Source organism: Roseateles sp., assembly GCF_049240545.1.
Taxonomy (GTDB): domain Bacteria; phylum Pseudomonadota; class Gammaproteobacteria; order Burkholderiales; family Burkholderiaceae_C; genus Paucibacter_A.
Genome location: NZ_JBMLSK010000374.1, coordinates 40,962 through 58,335, shown reverse-complemented (window position 1 = coordinate 58,335; position 17,374 = coordinate 40,962). Strand labels below are relative to the sequence as shown.

Sequence of the window (17,374 nt, the reverse complement as noted above, 5' to 3'; positions counted from 1 at the left end):
CATCGGTGCCGCGTTAAGCGATCAAAGCCCCAGCCCCTCGCCAAGCCCCATCAAAGTGGCGATACCCAAGGCCGCAAAAATCAATGCCGCAATGCCATGCACCAAGCGCAGCGGTATCTTGTGCGCGATGCGGTCGCCCAACAAAACGGCCGGCACATTGGCCAGCATCATGCCCAAGGTGGTGCCCGCCACCACCGCGATGAAGTCATTGAAGCGAGCCGCTAGCGCCACCGTCGCGATCTGGGTCTTGTCGCCCATTTCGGCCAAGAAGAAGGCCACGATAGTGGTGCCGAGGACGCCCAGCTTCAGCCGGCTGCCGCCTTCGATCTCATCGTCAATCTTGTCAGGTATCAGGGTCCAAACCGCCATGGCCAGGAAACCGACGCCCAGCACCCACCGCAAAACCTGCGGGCTGACTTGAGCGGTGATCCATGAACCCAGCGCACCGGCAAATGCATGATTCGCCAAGGTGGCGATCAAGATGCCCAGGCAAATCGGGATCGGCTTGCGAAAACGCGCGGCCAACAAAAAGGCCAGCAACTGGGTTTTGTCGCCGATTTCGGCGAGCGCCACGAGGCCGGTGGAGACGAGAAAAGCTTCCATATCACTCTTTCGCGGCCGGCTTGAGAACCCGATGACCACGCACACGCCGGCCGCAAAGCAGGAGTGGGTGGTCAAAGGTCTTGCCAGGCAGAAAGGTCGTGATCGACCTGTTGCTGCTGCCAGCGGCATGATCCTGTGGGATCAATTGTGTTGACGCGGGCCTGCACCTCAAGTGCAACGGCTACTCCCCAATGACGCCTCCATTGTAACAAGGCCTGCCCCTAGGCTCGGTCCTCGGGGTCAGGTCTTGCTGCTGCCAAGCCTTGTCAGTGGCGGGCTGGCATGATGGCTCGCGTTCTCGATCCAGCGCCACCCAAGGAGCAAATCCATGCAATTCACCTACACCATCGTCTATGTCACGGATGTGGCTGCATCCTTGCAGTTCTTCGAGGCCGCTTTCGGTCTGCCCACCCGTTTTCTGCACGAATCCGGCTGCTATGGCGAAGTCGAAACCGGCCCCACAGCCTTGGCTTTTGTCGACCATGCCACCGCGCACGACAGCGTCGGCCGAGACTATGTCGTCGCCGCCAACAGCGCCGCACCGCTGGGCATGGAGATTGCCCTGAGTACGAGCGATGTAGCCGCGGCCTTTGATCGAGCATTGAAGGCCGGCGCCAGCGCCGTCAATCCGCCCAAGACCAAACCCTGGGGCCAGACCGTGGCCTATGTGCGCTGCCCGGACGGCACGCTGGTGGAACTCTGCTCGCCGATGGGCTGAGGCTCGCGCCCATGCGCGGCCTCGGACCCCGCAGTCGTGCCCAGTTGGCGGCGCTGGGCATCGATACCCTGGAGGAGTTGCGCCGGCATGAGCCGGTGGCCCTCTATGCCCGGCTCAAGCAGCAGTGGCCGGCGGCCGGCATGAATCTGCTTTACGCCCTGATCGGCGCACAGGAGGACCTGGACTGGCGCCAGGTCGCGCGCGAGCGGCGCAGTGAATTGCTCTTGCGATTGGACGATTTAGGGCTGGCGCCGCGCTGAGCCGCCTTGATGCTGCGCTTACCATCGGGGTCATGATGACCTCGCTGGATCTCGCCCTGCTTTACTTGGTTGCCGCTGTCCTGGGCGTGGCGCTGTGCCGCTCGCTCAAGCTGCCGCCCATCTTGGGCTACCTCGCCGTGGGCGTGTTGATTGGACCGAACGCCCTGGCCTTGGCCGGGGACACCGCCAGCATCCGCTACTTGGCCGAGTTCGGCGTGGTGTTCCTGATGTTTGTGATCGGCCTGGAGTTCAACCTGGCCAAGTTGCGCAGCATGCGTAGCCTGGTGTTCGGCTTGGGTCTGTTGCAGGTGGCGCTCACCATTCTCGGCACGGTGGCCGGCCACTTTCTCTTGGTCTGGTTGTTCGGCGCCTTCGGCATGCACTGGGAGCTGAGCTGGCAGGGCGGTCTGGCGCTGGGCGCGGCCATGGCCATGAGCAGCACCGCCATCGTTGCACGTTTGATGGCCGAGCGACTGGAGCTGGAAAGCGAGCATGGCCGCCGCGTCATCGGCGTGCTCTTGTTCCAGGACTTGGCCGTCGTGCCGCTGCTGGTGATGATTCCGGCGCTGAGCAGCGAAAGCGGCGATTTGGCGCATGCCCTGGGCTGGGCGGGATTGAAGGCCGTGGTGCTTTTATCGATCTTGCTGATCGGTGGCCAAAAGGTCATGCGCTGGTGGCTGACGCTGGTAGCTCGACACAAGAATGACGAGCTGTTCATGCTGAACCTGCTCTTGGTGACCCTGGGTCTATCCTGGTTGACCGAGCACTTTGGCCTCTCGCTCGCCCTGGGGGCCTTTGTCGCCGGCATGCTGATTGCCGAAACCGAGTTCAAACATCAGGTGGAAACCGATATCCGGCCCTTCCACGATGTGCTGCTGGGCCTGTTTTTCATCACCATCGGCATGAAGCTGGACTGGCGCACCCTGGCCGACCATTGGCTGCTGGTGGTTATCTTGAGCACCATTCCGATCTTGGCGAAGTTCGCCTTGATCGCGGGTTTGGCCAAGCTCTTCAAGGCTCCCACCGGCGTTTCACTGCGCACCGGCCTTTACCTCGCTCAAGCCGGTGAGTTCGGGTTCGTGCTGCTGACGCTGAGCGCGCAACATCAGCTGATCGCCCCGCAATGGGTCAGCCCGGTCCTGGCCAGCATGGTCTTGTCCATGCTCGCATCGCCCTTCATGATCATGTACAGCAACACGATCGTGATGAAGCTGTCCAGCAGCGATTGGATGCTGCAGTCGGTTCAACTGACGACGATTGCCAAGAAGTCGATCAAGTCATCGGCCCACGTGATCATCTGCGGCTACGGCCGCAGCGGTCAGAACCTGGCCCGCTTGCTGGACGGCGAGAGCATTCCCTATATGGCCCTGGACCTCGACCCCGACCGCGTCCGGCAGGCGGCCGCTGCGGGCCAGAGCGTGGTGTTCGGCGATGCGGCCCGACTGCAAAGCCTGATGGCCGCCGGCCTGGCACGCGCCAGCGCCGTGGTGATCAGCTACCCAGATACGCCTTCTGCACTCAAGATCTTGCGTCTGGTGCAGGCGCATGCGCCGCAGGTGCCGGTGGTGGTGCGCACGATTGACGACAGCGATCTGGAGCGCCTGCGCGCAGCCGGCGCCACCGAAGTGGTGCCCGAAGCCATCGAAGGCTCCTTGATGCTCGCCAGCCATGCGCTGGCCCTGGTGGGCGTGCCGATGCGGCGGGTGATTAGGCTGACCCGTGATGCCCGCGATGCGCGTTATGGGCTCTTGCGCGGCTACTTCCATGGCGCCGATGACGACACCACCGAAGAACGCCATCAAGCCCGCTTGCACACCGTGACCTTGCCGCCCTTGAGCATGTATGCACATCAGACCTTGGGCTGGCTGGCCTTGCATGCGGTCGGCGTCGCCGTGGTCTCGGTGCGCCGCGCCAGCGGGGCCGTGGTGCCGGCGCAGGATCAACTGATCCTCGAGGCTGGCGACACCTTGGTTCTCTCAGGACTGCCCGAGGCCTTGGCGCTGGCCGAAGAAAAACTGCTCAGGGACTGACCCAGTCCTCGTCGCCCATCATGCCCTGGTGATGACTCAGAAACAGCTGCCCCTCGAACCAACGCGTCCAGTCGCTGGCCTTGAGCAAATCCAGCACCGGGCCTTTTACTTCGGAGACATCCAGGCGCAGGCCCTGGCGCTTGAGGCTGTCATGCAGCTCGCGCAACGCTTCCAGGCCACTGAAGTCGATGCTGTTGACCGGTGACATCATGATCACCACCCGCTTGACCCCCGGGTTCTGCGTCAGATGCACCTGCACCACATCGGCCAGGGTGCGGGCATTGGTGAACAAAAGGCTTTCATCGATGCGCAAGCCCATCACATCGGACAAACGCTCCACCGCATAACGGTCGACATTTCGGTAGTGCTCGGTGCCGGGTACCCGACCGAGCAAGGCCACATGGGGCTGCGCCGTGCGCTTGAGCAACAAGGCGATGGAGCCCAGCACCCCCAGGCCCAAGCCGGCGGCCACGCTCCAGCACAAGACGATCAGGGTGACGGCCACCATCAACAAGGCCTCGGGGCGCGCATAACGCCAAGCCTCGGCATAGGGCTTGAACTTCAAACCCGACAAGACCGCCACCAAGATGGTGGCCGCCAGCACCGACTTCGGCAACCAAGCCAAGGGCGCCGCCAACAAAAGCATGGCCAGCAACATGAAAACTGCCACGAACACGCCACTCATGCGCGTGCGGCTGCCGGCATCGTGCAGCAAGACGCTGCGTGAGAAGCTGCCGGCCACCGGCATGCCGCCACTCAGCGCTGCCGCCACATTGGCCGCGGCCAAACCGCGCAACTCGGCAGCCGGATTGACGCGAGCATCGCCCAGCTTGACACGCCGACGCCCCAAGGACTCGGCCACCACCAGGCTGGACACATAGGCCATCAAGGCGATCAAGAGCGCATCCGGCAGCAGGCTCAGCCACAGCGCCGGATCTAGGCGCGGGAGGGTGAGACCCAAGTCCAAAGGGGGCAAGGTGCCAACGAGTTGGACACCTTGCGCATCGGCGCCGGTCCAGAACGCCATGCCCATGGCCGCCAAAAGCAAAGCCAGCGGCATCAATCGCCCCCAGTTCACCGGCAGAAAACGCCGCGCCGCAAGCAGGGCGGCACAGGTGAGCAAGCCATAGAGCGCCGTCAAGCCTTGCCAAAGGAGCGGCGCATGGAGCCACTGCGTGGCCAAGGTAGGCAGGTCGAAGCCCTTGGCCGAACTGCCCAGCAAGATCGGCAACTGACTCATCGCAATGGCCAAGGTGGCGCCGGTTTCAAAGCCATGCAAGACCGGCACCGACAAGAGCGAAGCCAAGGCATCCAGACGCAGCAGTGCCGCGAGGAACAAAAAGATGCCGATCAGCGCCGCCAAGACCAAGGCCCCTTCCGAAGGGCTGACGCCGGCAGGCAACTGACCGAGGGCCTGCGCGATCATCAGCGCCAGCACCGCCACCGGGCCGACCCCCAGCACCGGGCTGGAACCCAAGGCCGCGTAGGCGAGCAAGGGCAGGAGGCTGGCATACAGACCCACTTGCGCCGGCAAGCCCGCCAACATCGCATAGGCCAGGCTTTGGGGAATCAGCAAGACGCTGACCACAAAGGCCGCCATCAGATCGGCGCGCAACAACTCGCGACGCGTACTCGGGGCTGGGCTTGTTCTCATCATGGATGAATTGTCTCAGCCCGGCCGCAGCAGTCGACCCAGGGTCAAGCGGCCTGGGGGCCTAGCACTTGAATCAGACTGACCCGCTCCGAAGAACAGGCCGCGTCGAAGTCGGCCTCAATCTGGGTCAGCGCGTCGGTATCGCGCGCGTCAACCGTGGCAATGCCCATGGCGCGGTTGCGTCCCTGGGACTTGGCCGTGTAGAGCGCCATATCGGCCCAGTTGACCGCCTGCTCCCAAGGCAGGACCAGGTTCGAAGGCGGCAGCGGAAAGTGAGCGAAACCGACCGACACGGTGATGCGCAAGGGGCCGTCCTCGGTGTCGATCGGCGTCGCACCCACGCCTTGCAAGACCCGCTCGGCCAGGGCCTTGAGCTGCTCCTGACTGACGTCGGGCGCAAACACCAAAAACTCCTCGCCGCCCCAACGCACCACCAAGTCCTCGGCCCGCACCGCATGGCTCAAGCGCCGGGCGACTTCGCAGATCACCACATCGCCGATGCCATGACCATGCTGATCGTTGACGTGCTTGAAATGGTCGATGTCGATCATCATCAATGCGCCATTGAAGCTGGCTTGCTGGGGCGTTTGCTGCTGCTCCATCACCGCCAGGAAATAGCGCCGGTTGGCCAGATCGGTCAAGGGGTCGCGCTCACTCTGCGCGCGCAGCAAGGCCTCATTCGCCTTGAGTTTTTTGTTGGCGGCCCGTACCCGCTTGACCATGACGCCCGCCAAGACCAAGGACAGGGCCAACAAGACGGCCACGGCGAAACCGACCTGTTGCGCCAACTGACGATTGGCCAGTTGCCGCTCGACCAAGGACTTGTCGCGCATCAGCAGTTCCAGCTCACGCTGCTTGCGCTCGCTGTCGAACTTGACCTTCAACTGATCCAATGAACTCTCGCGGTTACGCGCCACCAGTTCCGCATTCAATTTGCGTTCTTGATGGAAGTTAGCAATCGCCTCCTTCGGTCGGCCGGCCGCGGCCCAGGCCTCAGCTTGCTCACGCAACTCTTCCATCAAGTGGACCTTGCCTGCCTGGTCTTTGGGCATCAGATCGAGCTTGGCAATCTCGCGATGGGCGAGCTCAAACTGCCGCAGCAGGATCAAGGACTGAATCAGGTTGTTGCGCGCCGAGCGCTCGGGCCGCTGATCGCCATAGCGCTGCAAGGTCGGCAAGGCCTGCAGCACCAAGGCCTTGGCCTTGGCCGCTTGCCCCAAACGCAGATTGGCATCCGCCAGATTGAGTTGCATATAGGCCGCCACATGGGGCGCATCGGCCTTGTTGGCCAGATCCAGGGCTTCATCCAAGGCGCGCACCTGGACCTCGAGCTGCCCCTGGCGAGAGGCCAGAGTCGCCTCGTAACCTTTCACATGGGCCTGCAAGAGGGGGTTGCCTTGCGCCAGCTGTAGCGCCTGCGTCAGCCAGCGCTTGGCCTGCTCGGGCTGATCCATGCGTTGGCTCAACAGCGCCAAGGCGCCCATGCTCAAGGCGCGCAAATGCTCGTCGCCACTGGCATCCGCCAACGCCTGGCGCCAGCGCGCAGTGACTTCGGCCTGCGCAAAAGCACCGTCGCCTTGTTGCTTTTCTTCAATCAGTCGCAAGGCCGCCCAAGCATTGCGGAAGTCGCATCCCAGCTGAAGCGACTGTTTGGCCTCTCTTTCCGCGGAGCACCAGGGCGCCAGGGCACTCAAGGCCTTGGCCGCATGCTCGGCGGCCTCTTCGGAACGGCCGGCGTAGTCGGCCTCCTCGGCCCGCAAAACATGGGCGCGTGCCAGCCGCTGTGGGTCTTGGGCGAGTCGGTCCGCAATCGCCAAGGTTTGCGCCGAGTTACCGAGCCGCATTTGGATGCGGCCTTCGGCCGACAAGATCTGCGCCTCAAAAGCGGCATATGCGGCATCGGACTGCAAGCGCCGCAGCGCCTGCAAGGCTTGATCCGGGTGATCGAACGCCTGGCGCTGCAGGGCGCTCAGCGCTTGATCCAGCGCCGCATCAAGCTTTGGCGCAGCCGGCAGGCTGCTCGCGGCGGCCCGCTCTATCCACGCGGCTTGCGCCCAGGCTGGCCGCTGCGCCCCAGTGCACAGGCTGGCCAAGAGAAACAAGGCAACAAGGCGCCCAGACAGGCGCATGCGAGGCGTCATGCCTCAGCCACCAGTTCTGGATTCAAGGCCGGGCTGCTCGGCCCACTCAGCGCCCGCAGCTTGACGCGGCCTTCGTGCCAAGCGGCTTCCATGCGGCCGGCCAAAGCCAGCAGCGTGGGCTCATCGTTGGCGTCGATGGATTCGATGCCATAGGCCTTGTTGCGTCCATGGGCCTTGGCCATATACATGACGGTGTCGACCAGATCGATTGCGCGCTCCCAGCTCAAGGCCAGACCCTGCGGCGCCACGGGAAAGGTCGCAAATCCGATCGATGCGGTGATCGGAATATGCAAAGTACCATGGGTCACGGGCAACTCTGCCATCTGGTCCAGCAGTCGCTGGGCCAGGGTGTTGGCATAGTCCGGATCGCGCGTCTCCACGACGATCAGAAACTCCTCGCCACCCCAGCGCACCACCAAATCCTCCTCGCGCAGAATGGCCCGCAAGCGCTTGGCGATGTCCACCAGCACCGTGTCACCGGCCGCATGACCATGCACATCATTGATGCGCTTGAAATGGTCAATGTCGATCAGGAACACCGTGCCACTGAGCTTGCCTTGATCCGCCAGTCGCTTGATCGCTGCCTGAAAGTGGCGGCGATTCGACAAACCCGTCAAGGGGTCGCGTTCGCTTTGCTTGCGCAGGGCCGCATTGCTTTGCGCCAGGCTCTCATTGGTCTTGCGGATGCGCTGGTAGGCCAAGAACATCAAAACACCGGAAAGCAAGACACAACCCGCCAAGGCCGCCCAAAGCTTGAGTTGCAGATTGCGCGCCAGCAATTGCTCGCTCTTCAGACTCATGTCGCGGTTGAGCAGCTCCAACTCCTTGCCACGGCGCTCGTCGTCGTAGCTGGCCTGCGTCTCCAGCACCGCTTTCATGGTCTCCTCGCGCAAGACTTGGTCAATCAGCTCGCGGTGGCGGTGGTAGGCTTCGATGGAGCCTGCCCCATCATCCGCCCTTTCCAGGTATTGGCCCAACTCCCTCAAACCCAGTGCCGCACCGTTGAGTGCGCCCCGTTGGAGTTCGATCTCGGTCGAGGCGATCACATCGCGCTTGCCCTCCGCCACACGCTTGAGGGCGATCTTGGCCAGGCCCATATTGGCCAGGGCAACCGATTGCGCAGCCAGGTCCTTCTCCTCGCGAGCCAGCGGCAGGCTCTCTTCGGCATGCTTCAAGGCTTCTGGATAGTTGCCTTGCTTCAGATGAAAGTCGGCGTAGTTGGCCAAGGCCAGAGCGATGCGGTCCCGCGCGCCGGACTGCCGCGCCACCTGCAAGGCCTCTCGCTTGGCCTGCGCGGCCAACTCAGTCCGGCCCAGTTCGGCATAAATGATGCCGCGCATGGTGTGCGCCGAGTACAGCAGCATGGGGTCGGGGTCACGCTCCACGTCTTTCAGCGCCTCGGCAACGGTCTGCTCCGCCCGCTCGAACTGCAGGGCTTGCACATAGGCATCGGCCAAATCAATCCGCGCCAGAGCCCGACGCCAACTGACCCCACTGTCCTCGGCCAGCTTCAAGGCCTGATGCAAATGGGTCAAGGCGGCTTCGACCTGCCCGGTGTCGGATTGCAAGCGACCCAAGAGCTGATGCGCGTTAAACAACAGGGGCAGCGGCGTGCTCTGCGGGGTGTAGGCGGCCAAGCCCGCCAGTTCCTTCTTGGCTGCATTCAATTGACCCGCCATAGCCAGGCGGCGGGCGTTCAGCAGATGGGCGACCAAACTCGCCTGCGGCTTGTTGCTCTCAGACGGCCAGTTAGCCAGTTCGGCAAGCACGCGGGTGACCTGTTCGTCCTGCCGCAGCCTCATCAACAAATTGCCCTTCAACAACAGCAGCTGAAGAACCTCGTTGCTGCCGGGCTGCAGGCGGCTTTGCAAGCGCTCCAACTCTTGCAAAGAATCGGCGGCCTGCAGACTGCCGCGCCGCTCGATGCGATCCAACTGCGCTTGCACCGGCGCATCGGCATTCGCCCAGGGTAGGGCCACGACCTGCAAGGACAAAGCCAAAAGCACGCACCGAAGCAGCCTCACGGCCAAGCTAGCGCCCACGCGGGAACATGCCAGCTCGCCTGAGAAATCACCTGTGCTCATCACCGCCTCTATCGGCCTTCATCCACCGGACTTGATTCAAACCGCGCCCCCCCGCAAGCAAAGCCTGGCCCGACCTGAGACATTTTTAACGCGCTGGGCCGAGCGCCGGGGCGGCTCGCGTTGCAGTGTAGTGAACACGCGGCAGCAACGAACCCGCGCTTCTACGGGTTCGACGCCTGATATTCAACCCAATGACAGGCTGAATGGAGCGCGCCACAAAAATACAGTATCCACACTTCTTAAATGATGATATTGTTCTAGCTAAAGAGTAGTAGGTATTCATTATGCGCACCAGCAAAAGCCAGCAAGAGAAGACCCGACGCCAGATCCTGCGCTGCGCCGTCGACCTGATGACGACCCAGGGCTTCGAAGGCACAACGATGAAGCAGATCGCCCGCGCGGCTGAGCTGGGCGATGCCACGATCTACAAATACTTCCCCAGCAAAGAGAAGCTGGTGCTGGCCTACTTCGAGCAAGCAGCGGCCGACGCCCTGGTCTTGATGCAAAAGACCAAGGGCCAGCAAGACTTCGCTTTGCAAGAGCGCTTGCAATTGCTGGTGGACAGCCTGCTGGAGTTGCTGCTGGCCGACCGGGAGTTTGTGGCCATCGCCCACCAGATGGTGCAGGGCGCGCCGATGCTGCTGATCGGCCAGAACATGCCCGGCAAAGAGTTGCTGCGCCAAGCTTTTGTCGAGATGCTGACGCAGGCCGAGGCCGCCGGCGAAATCGCCCCCTGCGCCTTCAAAGCGAGCCTGGGCGGCCTGCTGGCGGACTATGTCTACGGCATTGCCGCCTACTGGCTGAAAGACGACTCCGAACAATTTGGCAACACCACCCAACTCGTCGACCTGAGCCTGGGCGTGCTGGTGCTGGCCCTGCAGAGCGGCATCGTCAACAAGCTGCTCGATCTGGGCGGCTTCATGCTGCGCAGCCAACTGTCTCGCCTGCTGCAAAACCAGGGCGGCGGCTTGATCGAACTCTTGAGCCTGGCCAAGCGCGGCCTGAGCCAGGGAGCCCGGCCATGAGCGCCCGGCCCACCATCAGCGCTTGTGCGCTGCCCGCCGCCAGCCGCATCGCCCAGCGCACGGCCGGCGCCGACTTTGCCGACAGCTACAGCTTCGCCGACCCCCAGCCCGAAGCCAGCGCCTTGCAAAGCTATCTGGCCTTGACGGCGCAGACGCCGGCCTGGATGAACGCCTTGATGAGTTTGCGCAACCAAGTGGTGCGCTGGGTCGGGCTGAAGCATTTGGGCCAGCTGAAAACGCGGCGCCCTGGCAAGGCCTTGCAAGACTACCGGCTTGGCGACCGCGTCGGCATCTTCAGTCTGTCGGACCTGCATGCCGATGAAGTGATTCTTTATGACGACGACAAGCATTTGCGCGTGCAGGTCTCGCTCTACAAGGCCGAAGGGCGCATCTGGCTCAGCACCGTGGTGCATGAACACCAAATTCTTGGCCGCGTCTATATGAGCGTGGTCGGCCCGGTGCACAAGCTGATCGTGCCGCTGATGCTGGCGCAAGCGAGCGCCAAACTCTGAGCGCCGCATGAGCAGCAGCAAGCCCCCTCGCACCGGCCGGCTGGCGCGCAGCGCCATCGCTGGCGCCGCCGTGGCGCGGGCCGGCGTGGCGCATCTGGGGCACAAGCTCAGTCGTCTTGGGCAAGACCTGACCCCGATCGACGAAGCTGCGGCTCAAACCGAGCACCAAGCGCAGCTGGGCCGCATCCTGTTTGCCGCGCTCAATCAGCTCAAGGGCACGGCGCTGAAGGCCTCGCAGCTGCTCAGCATGGAGCTGGGCCTGCTGCCGCAAGCCTTGCGCGATGAACTGGCGCGGGCGCATTACCAAGTGACGCCGCTGAACCGCGCCCTGGTGATCAAGCTGATGCGCCAAGAGCTGGGCGCCGGCCCGGAAGACTTGTTCGCCAGCTTCGAGCCCCAGGCCTTTGCCGCCGCCAGCCTGGGCCAGGTGCATGCGGCCACGCTGCACAGCGGCGAAGCTGTGGCCGTGAAGCTGCAATACCCCGGCATGGCGGCCTCCATCCACAGCGATCTGGCCCTGCTGCGCGGCCTGTTGAGTCGATTCGGCAGCAGCTCGGCCTTGCCCCAGCCCGAGGTGCTGGATGCGCTGATGCAAGAGATCGCCACCAAGCTGAATGAAGAACTCGACTATCTGCACGAGGCCGAACAGCTGCGCTGGTTTGCCGATCGTCTGAAAGACCAGCCCCTGCTGCGCCTGCCGCAGCCGGTGGATGCGCTGTGCAGCAAGCGCATGCTGACCATGCAGCGCCTGGACGGCCTGCATCTGAATGAATGGCTGGCCACCCAGCCCAGCCAGGCCGAGCGCGACCACTATGGCCAGCTGCTCTTCGACCTGTTTTTGTACAGCGTCTTTGAGCTGCAGCGCTTGCAAGCCGACCCGCATCCCGGCAACAGCCTCTTCATGCAGGACGGGCAACTCGGCCTGCTGGACTTTGGCTGCACCCGCAGCTTGCGGCCGGCGTTCTGCCGGCATATCAGCGCCGCTTGGTGCGCGCTGCTGCGCCAGCCCCTGGATGCCGGCGCCTTGCAGCAGTCTTATATCGATCTGGGCCTGCTGAGCCCGACGATGAGCGCCGACACCTTTGCGGGAGAGCTGCTGCCGGCGCTGCAGGATTTATTGGCTTGGCAGGTGCGGCCCTTCACTCAGGAACTCTTTGACTTCGGCCAACACCCGCCGCCGCCACGCACCGAAGCCGCCCATCAACGCACTGCCGTCGGCCATCTGCAAAGCATGGCGCCTGAGCTGCCCTATTTCGACCGCAGTTATCTGGGCCTTTTGCAAACGCTGCGCGCACTCGGCGCGCGGGTGCGCACCCGCAACCGCTGGATTCACGGCTAAACCCCCCACTCACAAGAAAGCACGCATCGAATGCCTACGCAAACCTCCGCCCCCAATGCTCTCCCCCGCGCCTGGATCGGCCACTGGCTGATGAGCGTGGCCGCGATTCACACCTTGTTCGCGCTGCTGGTCTTTCAAAAGCCGCTGCTGGGCATCGTGCAGCGCGGTGTGTTCGACACCGTGGGGCAAGACCCGATGACGGCGGCCACGGTTTGGTTCTTGCTGTTTGGCCCACCACTGGCCTTGTTGGCCCTGGCCATCACGCCTTTGGAGCGAAGCCACGAGGCCCGCACCTTGCGCCGCTTGGGCTGGGGTCTCTTGGCGCTCTGCGTCCTGGGCCTGGTCTTGATGCCCGCCTCCGGCTTTTGGTTGGCTCTGCCCGCCGCCATCGCCTTGATTCGCAAAGTGGACGCCGCCAGCTGATTGCCGCATCGGCGTGGTCAGCGGCTCGCGCGACGCGGAGGCCGACTTTCTCTTAGCCGCTCTAGACCGCGCATCAAATCGGTGCTCATCACTGCATGTTGGACGCCAGGTGATCAGATGATCACGCGCCCATTCGCAGAGGGCCGTGGCTTCAAGCCCACGCACGCCACGAGTTCCCCTTGAAATCAAGTCCTCTCGAAGGTCCGCCACCACCAAGCTGGCTCGGCGCAGCAGCAAGGGCGCTTGAGCAGATTCACATATCCCATGGATCTGCCCCCCATTGAAGTCCAATACCGCCGGCTCACAACTCCCCAAAGCCGGTCGGCACGTTCCCATCGGCCTTGCGGGAATTTTTGTGTCGATACATCTTTTGGTCGGCGGCCACCAACAAACCGGCAGGATCGTGAGCATCTTCTGGAAAGTGCGCCACACCCCATGAGCCGCCCACCCGCAAGACCTGTCCGCCAAAGTGCACCGGCTCTTCGATGGCCTGGACCACCTTGCCCATCACCGTCAGCACCTGCTCGGCCGTCAAGGCATCGGAAAGAATCAAAGCAAACTCATCACCCGCCAAACGCGCCACCACATCCTCGGCACGCAGGCTGCGGCGCATGCGCTGAGCCACAGCTTGCAAGAGCGCATCGCCGGCGGCATGGCCATGGGTGTCATTGATGAACTTGAAGCCGTCCAGATCGATGAAGACCAAGCTGACCCGGTGCCCGAGATTGCGGGCCGCCGACAAGGCCTGCTCCAGGCGCTGCATCAAGCGCTCTCGGTTGGGCAAACCAGTCAAAGCGTCATGGTGGGCGCGATGTTCCAAATGCTGGGCCCGGCGATAGAGGTCGGTGACGTCCACCAAGCTGGCCAAGCAACCAAAGGGATGGCCGTCGGCATTGCGCAGCTCACTGGCTTCCAACTGGAGCCAACGCTCCGGCCCGAGCGCATCGCTGACGCAAGCATCCAACTGAACCTTGCTCTGCCCCTGGCCCAGTTGCCCAAAGGCGGGGGCCAAAGCCTGGGCGGCCGACTGTGGCAACAAGGCCGTCCAATGCCGCCCCAAGGCCGGCGCAGCGGGCATGCCCCAGAGGCTGAGAAAACGGTCATTGCAGTACAGGAGATGGCCCTGCAAATCGGTTTCGAACAGCGCGACAGGCGCCAGCCGCGTCAACTCACGCAAGCGCGTGGCATTGCGGGTCAGCTCGTCCTGCGCCAGTTGCAGCTGACCCAAGTCCAAGGCCAGCTGGCGCGCCTGCTGCTTCAACAGCTGCTCACGACGCAGGGTCTCGGTGAGATCGCGAACCTGCACCATGCAACCGGGCTGGCCTTCATAGCTGCAGGCGAGCACATCAACCGCCTGCTGCAGCCGCTGGCCGCGATCCCCGCGCCGGGGCAACAAGGGCAGGGGCGTGGGATGAAAGGCGTGTGAGAGCCTTGCCGGCCGGCCGCTGCGCAAGGCTTCGGCCACCGCCCGCAGCAAATGCGGATCCAGCTGCTCTTCACCGAAGGCCTGCGACAAGCTCAGGCCCAGCGGCGCGTGGCTCAAGGTGCTGCGCTCCAGAATCCAGGCATTGCAATGCTGGATCAGACCTTGCGCATTCAGCCAGAGCAGGCCGCAGTCCAAGCTGTCGAGCAGGGTTCGCATGACTCAGTCCTGCCCTCCCAGCGCGGCGTCGAGCCCGAAGTACTGGCGTACCTTGGCGATCACATGCTCCAGCGAGGGCATGTCCATCAGGAACAGCACATAGCCAGTGACGTTCTGCGAACTCATGGACAGACCGATGCGCGCCATCAGCACCATATCGCCGGTCTCGCTGCCCTGAAACAACTCGGCGGCACTGCTCTGCGTTACTTCCGGCAAGCTGCCGATAAGTTCCGACTCAAAAATCTCCGACAGCGTGCACATGCAGCTGTTGATGATGATGTTGCCGATTTCGCCCAGCGCATCCTGCTCCAGCTCGGTGATTTGTTCCAACGGCATGTCCACTTCGCCCAGCATGCGGCGGACGATTTCCAGCCCGCCCTGCTCGGCAAACAAGAGCAGGGTTTCGGTGCTCAAACTCTCGTCGACATTGTGAAAAGACTGCGTGATCGAGCAAAGCCTTTCACTGAGACCAGGGAGCGAGACATTCGACAGCCGTGCCGCCAGGTCTTGTCGGCGCAGCAACTCAACCTCGGGCACGGTGATTCCCACTTCCTCGTTCACCAGATCCGCAAAGCTGGCGGCGGCTCCACCGAGCGCAATATTGAACGCCTCGCCGAGGGCGTCGCGTTCCAGCTCGCCCAGCAAAGTACTCATGGCTCGACCAGCAGGCTCAAAACCTGCTCGATCACCTCGGCCTTGGCCGGCTTGCGAAACAGCGGCACACCCAGCACCTCGGCTTTGGCCCGCGTTGCATCCTGGGCATTGGCGGTCAGCAGGGCCAAGCGCAACTCCGGTGCTTGCGCACGCAATTGCTCGGCCACTTCCAGCCCCGACATATCGGGGATATTGATGTCCAGCAGTACCAGATCCGGCCGCTCGGCCAGCGCTAGCGCCAAGGCGCTGCGACCATCACCGGCTTCGAGAAACACGGCTTCAGGAATGCGGTTGCGAATCAGGCCGCAGACCACCGTGCGAGACACCTTGCTGTCATCGACGACCAAGATGTGGGGGGGATTCCTCATGGGCCTGATCCTGTGCTGACGATCGCGAAGACGCGCCAGGGAAGCAATCACTTGCCCCGAGCGCGAAGCCTGCACCATTTATACAGCAAAGATCGGGCCGCGCGATGCTTGGATTTGAAGACGAAAACAGGGGCCTTTGCCACTGTTTTCGGTTCGCCAAGCGCGCCAGTCAAGGCCCGCTCCCGCGGGCGTCGCGATCAGGCAGCGGCGGCTTGCAACCCGCCTTGGTAACCGCGCGGCACCGCGCCCAAGAGCTTGCGGGTGTATTCCTGCTTCGGTGCATCGAGCAAGGCCTGGGTCTCGTTTTGCTCGACCACATCGCCGTTTTGCATCACCAGCACTTCGTCGGAGATGAACTTCACCACTGCCAGGTCATGGCTGATGAAGACATAGCTCAGGCCGAATTCGTCCTGCAGGTCCTTCAGCAGGTTCAGCACCTGGGCCTGCACCGACACGTCCAGCGCCGACACCGCTTCGTCCAGCACCAGCACCTCGGGGTTCAAGGTCAAGCAACGTGCAATCGCAATACGCTGACGCTGGCCGCCGGAGAACTCATGCGGGTACTTGTTCAAGACCGTGTCGTCCAGGCCCACCTTCTTGAGCAGGGCGCTGGCGCGGGCCAGACGCTCTTCGTGGTTGGCACCGATCTGGTGGATCTCCATCGGCTCAACCAGGGTCTGGCCAATGGTGAAGCGGGGGTTCAGCGAGGCATAAGGGTTCTGGAACACCACCTGGATGCGGCGGCGCATCTTTTGCCAGTCATTGCCGCTCATCTTGAGCAGGTCCTTGCCCTCGAACAGCACCTCGCCGCCGGTGGGCTCGTGCAGGCGCAGCAGGGTCAGGCCCATGGTGGTCTTGCCGGAGCCGGACTCGCCCACCACGCCCAAGGTGTAACCCTTGCGCAGCTTGAAGCTGACTTCCTTGACGGCCTTGAATTCCTTCTTGCCGAACAGGCCGGCCTTGAAGAAGAAGCTCTTCTTCAGGCCGCGCGCTTCCAGGATCACCGGTGCATTCGGGTCCTTGGCCTTGCCCACGCCTTCGCTGATGCTGCGGCCGGCGATGTGGTCGTCGATCACCATCAGGCGGGCCGGGTTCTCGGTCAAGGAGGGGCGGCAGGCCAGCAAGGCCTTGGTGTAGCTGTCTTGCGGATTGCTGAAGATCTGGGCCACCGGGGCCTTCTCGCGGATCTGGCCGTGGCGCATCACCACCACCTGGTCGGAGATTTCGCCCACCACGCCGAGGTCGTGCGAGATGAACAGCAAGCTCATCTTGTGCGTTTCCTTCAGCTTGGCCATCAGCTCCATCACCTGGCGCTGGATGGTCACATCCAAGGCCGTGGTCGGCTCGTCGGCGATCAGCAGCTTGGGCGAACAAGCCAAGGCCACGGCAATCATCACCCGCTGCTGCTGGCCACCCGACATCTCGTGCGGATAGGCCTTCAGGCGGCGCTTGGGCTCGGGGATGCCGACCTCATTGAGCAGCTCTTCGGCACGCACCAGCGCCTGCTTCTTGCTCATGCCCATGTGCTTGATCAGCGGCTCCATGATCTGGTCGGCCACGGTGAACACCGGGTTCAGCGAGGTCATCGGATCCTGGAACACGCAAGCGATGTCGCGGCCACGGATGGCTTGCAACTCGCGCAGCGAGCATTGGCGCAGGTCCTGCCCTTGGAACAGGATCTTGCCCTCGCGCTCGGCGTTGTCGGGCAGCAGGTTCAGGATGGACATGGCCGTCACCGACTTGCCCGAACCCGACTCGCCCACCAGGGCCACGGTCGAGTTTTCAGGGATGTCAAAGCTGATGCCCTTGACGGCCAATGCGCGTTGCATCTGGCCGTCCACCTTGCCCATGCGGAAGGCGACCTTCAGGTCTTGAATGGATAACAACATACTCAATCTCTCCGTCTCGCTTTACAGCGCCC

15 protein-coding genes and 1 riboswitch are annotated in these 17,374 nt (G+C 63.1%); of the genes, 7 read left to right on the top strand and 8 right to left on the bottom strand.

Translation table 11 applies throughout. The features are described 5' to 3' along the window. Window positions 1-21 precede the first annotated feature (21 nt). On the bottom strand, window positions 22-603 hold the full coding sequence (locus ACOVRJ_RS22785; protein ID WP_422046109.1) for a TMEM165/GDT1 family protein: 582 nt from the start codon (window positions 601-603) through the stop codon (window positions 22-24). A 55-nt stretch (window positions 604-658) separates the two neighbouring features. After that, a riboswitch (yybP-ykoY riboswitch) is annotated at window positions 659-810 on the bottom strand. 121 nt (window positions 811-931) lie between these two features. Between ACOVRJ_RS22785 and ACOVRJ_RS22780 the strand changes: the two genes are divergently transcribed. Genes ACOVRJ_RS22780 through ACOVRJ_RS22770 form a run of 3 tightly spaced genes read left to right on the top strand, consistent with a single transcriptional unit; the run spans window position 932 to window position 3,611 of the window. Continuing rightward, window positions 932-1,321: a VOC family protein gene (locus tag ACOVRJ_RS22780; RefSeq protein ID WP_422046108.1), complete on the top strand. Its 390-nt coding sequence runs from the start codon at window positions 932-934 to the stop codon at window positions 1,319-1,321. An 11-nt stretch (window positions 1,322-1,332) separates the two neighbouring features. Then, the gene (locus tag ACOVRJ_RS22775; protein ID WP_422046107.1) at window positions 1,333-1,581 is read left to right on the top strand and encodes a TfoX/Sxy family DNA transformation protein; all 249 of its coding nucleotides are present in this window, start codon (window positions 1,333-1,335) and stop codon (window positions 1,579-1,581) included. A 35-nt stretch (window positions 1,582-1,616) separates the two neighbouring features. Then, complete coding sequence (locus ACOVRJ_RS22770; RefSeq protein ID WP_422046124.1) at window positions 1,617-3,611, top strand: cation:proton antiporter; 1,995 nt, start codon at window positions 1,617-1,619, stop codon at window positions 3,609-3,611. On the opposite strand, the gene ACOVRJ_RS22765 is transcribed toward ACOVRJ_RS22770, so the two are convergent. From ACOVRJ_RS22765 to ACOVRJ_RS22755, 3 genes are read right to left on the bottom strand one after another with little or no spacing between them, the layout of a single operon-like run. Next, window positions 3,601-5,265, bottom strand: coding sequence for a SulP family inorganic anion transporter (locus tag ACOVRJ_RS22765; RefSeq protein WP_422046106.1), 1,665 nt, complete (start codon window positions 5,263-5,265; stop codon window positions 3,601-3,603). The two genes, ACOVRJ_RS22770 and ACOVRJ_RS22765, sit on opposite strands and share 11 nt — an antisense overlap. 44 nt (window positions 5,266-5,309) lie before the next feature. Then, window positions 5,310-7,406 carry a diguanylate cyclase domain-containing protein gene (locus ACOVRJ_RS22760; RefSeq protein WP_422046105.1) on the bottom strand — a complete coding sequence of 699 codons (2,097 nt, stop codon included), beginning with the start codon at window positions 7,404-7,406 and terminating at the stop codon, window positions 5,310-5,312. Beyond that, window positions 7,403-9,490: a diguanylate cyclase gene (locus ACOVRJ_RS22755; protein WP_422046104.1), complete on the bottom strand. Its 2,088-nt coding sequence runs from the start codon at window positions 9,488-9,490 to the stop codon at window positions 7,403-7,405. Before ACOVRJ_RS22755 ends, ACOVRJ_RS22760 begins: the two co-directional genes overlap by 4 nt. A 284-nt stretch (window positions 9,491-9,774) precedes the next feature. Here ACOVRJ_RS22755 and ACOVRJ_RS22750 point away from each other — a divergent pair, with 284 nt between their 5' ends. From ACOVRJ_RS22750 to ACOVRJ_RS22735, 4 genes are read left to right on the top strand one after another with little or no spacing between them, the layout of a single operon-like run. Continuing rightward, window positions 9,775-10,515 (top strand): TetR family transcriptional regulator, encoded by a 741-nt coding sequence (locus ACOVRJ_RS22750; protein WP_422046103.1) that lies wholly within the window; start codon window positions 9,775-9,777, stop codon window positions 10,513-10,515. Then, window positions 10,512-11,027, top strand: coding sequence for a DUF2867 domain-containing protein (locus ACOVRJ_RS22745; protein ID WP_422046102.1), 516 nt, complete (start codon window positions 10,512-10,514; stop codon window positions 11,025-11,027). Before ACOVRJ_RS22750 ends, ACOVRJ_RS22745 begins: the two co-directional genes overlap by 4 nt. A gap of 7 nt (window positions 11,028-11,034) precedes the next feature. Next, complete coding sequence (locus ACOVRJ_RS22740; protein ID WP_422046101.1) at window positions 11,035-12,366, top strand: ABC1 kinase family protein; 1,332 nt, start codon at window positions 11,035-11,037, stop codon at window positions 12,364-12,366. A gap of 30 nt (window positions 12,367-12,396) precedes the next feature. Then, the gene (locus ACOVRJ_RS22735; protein ID WP_422046100.1) at window positions 12,397-12,789 is read left to right on the top strand and encodes a DUF6463 family protein; all 393 of its coding nucleotides are present in this window, start codon (window positions 12,397-12,399) and stop codon (window positions 12,787-12,789) included. 301 nt (window positions 12,790-13,090) lie between these two features. Here the strand turns inward: ACOVRJ_RS22735 and ACOVRJ_RS22730 are convergent, their stop codons facing one another. The 4 genes from ACOVRJ_RS22730 to ACOVRJ_RS22715 all read right to left on the bottom strand — a co-directional run bounded on the left by ACOVRJ_RS22730 (window position 13,091) and on the right by ACOVRJ_RS22715 (window position 17,342). Next, window positions 13,091-14,431, bottom strand: coding sequence for a diguanylate cyclase domain-containing protein (locus ACOVRJ_RS22730; RefSeq protein ID WP_422046099.1), 1,341 nt, complete (start codon window positions 14,429-14,431; stop codon window positions 13,091-13,093). A 3-nt stretch (window positions 14,432-14,434) separates the two neighbouring features. Further along, window positions 14,435-15,085 (bottom strand): chemotaxis protein CheC, encoded by a 651-nt coding sequence (locus ACOVRJ_RS22725; RefSeq protein ID WP_422046098.1) that lies wholly within the window; start codon window positions 15,083-15,085, stop codon window positions 14,435-14,437. Further along, window positions 15,082-15,453 carry a response regulator transcription factor gene (locus tag ACOVRJ_RS22720; RefSeq protein ID WP_422046097.1) on the bottom strand — a complete coding sequence of 124 codons (372 nt, stop codon included), beginning with the start codon at window positions 15,451-15,453 and terminating at the stop codon, window positions 15,082-15,084. The genes ACOVRJ_RS22725 and ACOVRJ_RS22720 overlap by 4 nt, the downstream gene beginning before the upstream one ends. A gap of 197 nt (window positions 15,454-15,650) precedes the next feature. Continuing rightward, complete coding sequence (locus ACOVRJ_RS22715; RefSeq protein WP_422046096.1) at window positions 15,651-17,342, bottom strand: ABC transporter ATP-binding protein; 1,692 nt, start codon at window positions 17,340-17,342, stop codon at window positions 15,651-15,653. Window positions 17,343-17,374 lie beyond the last annotated feature (32 nt).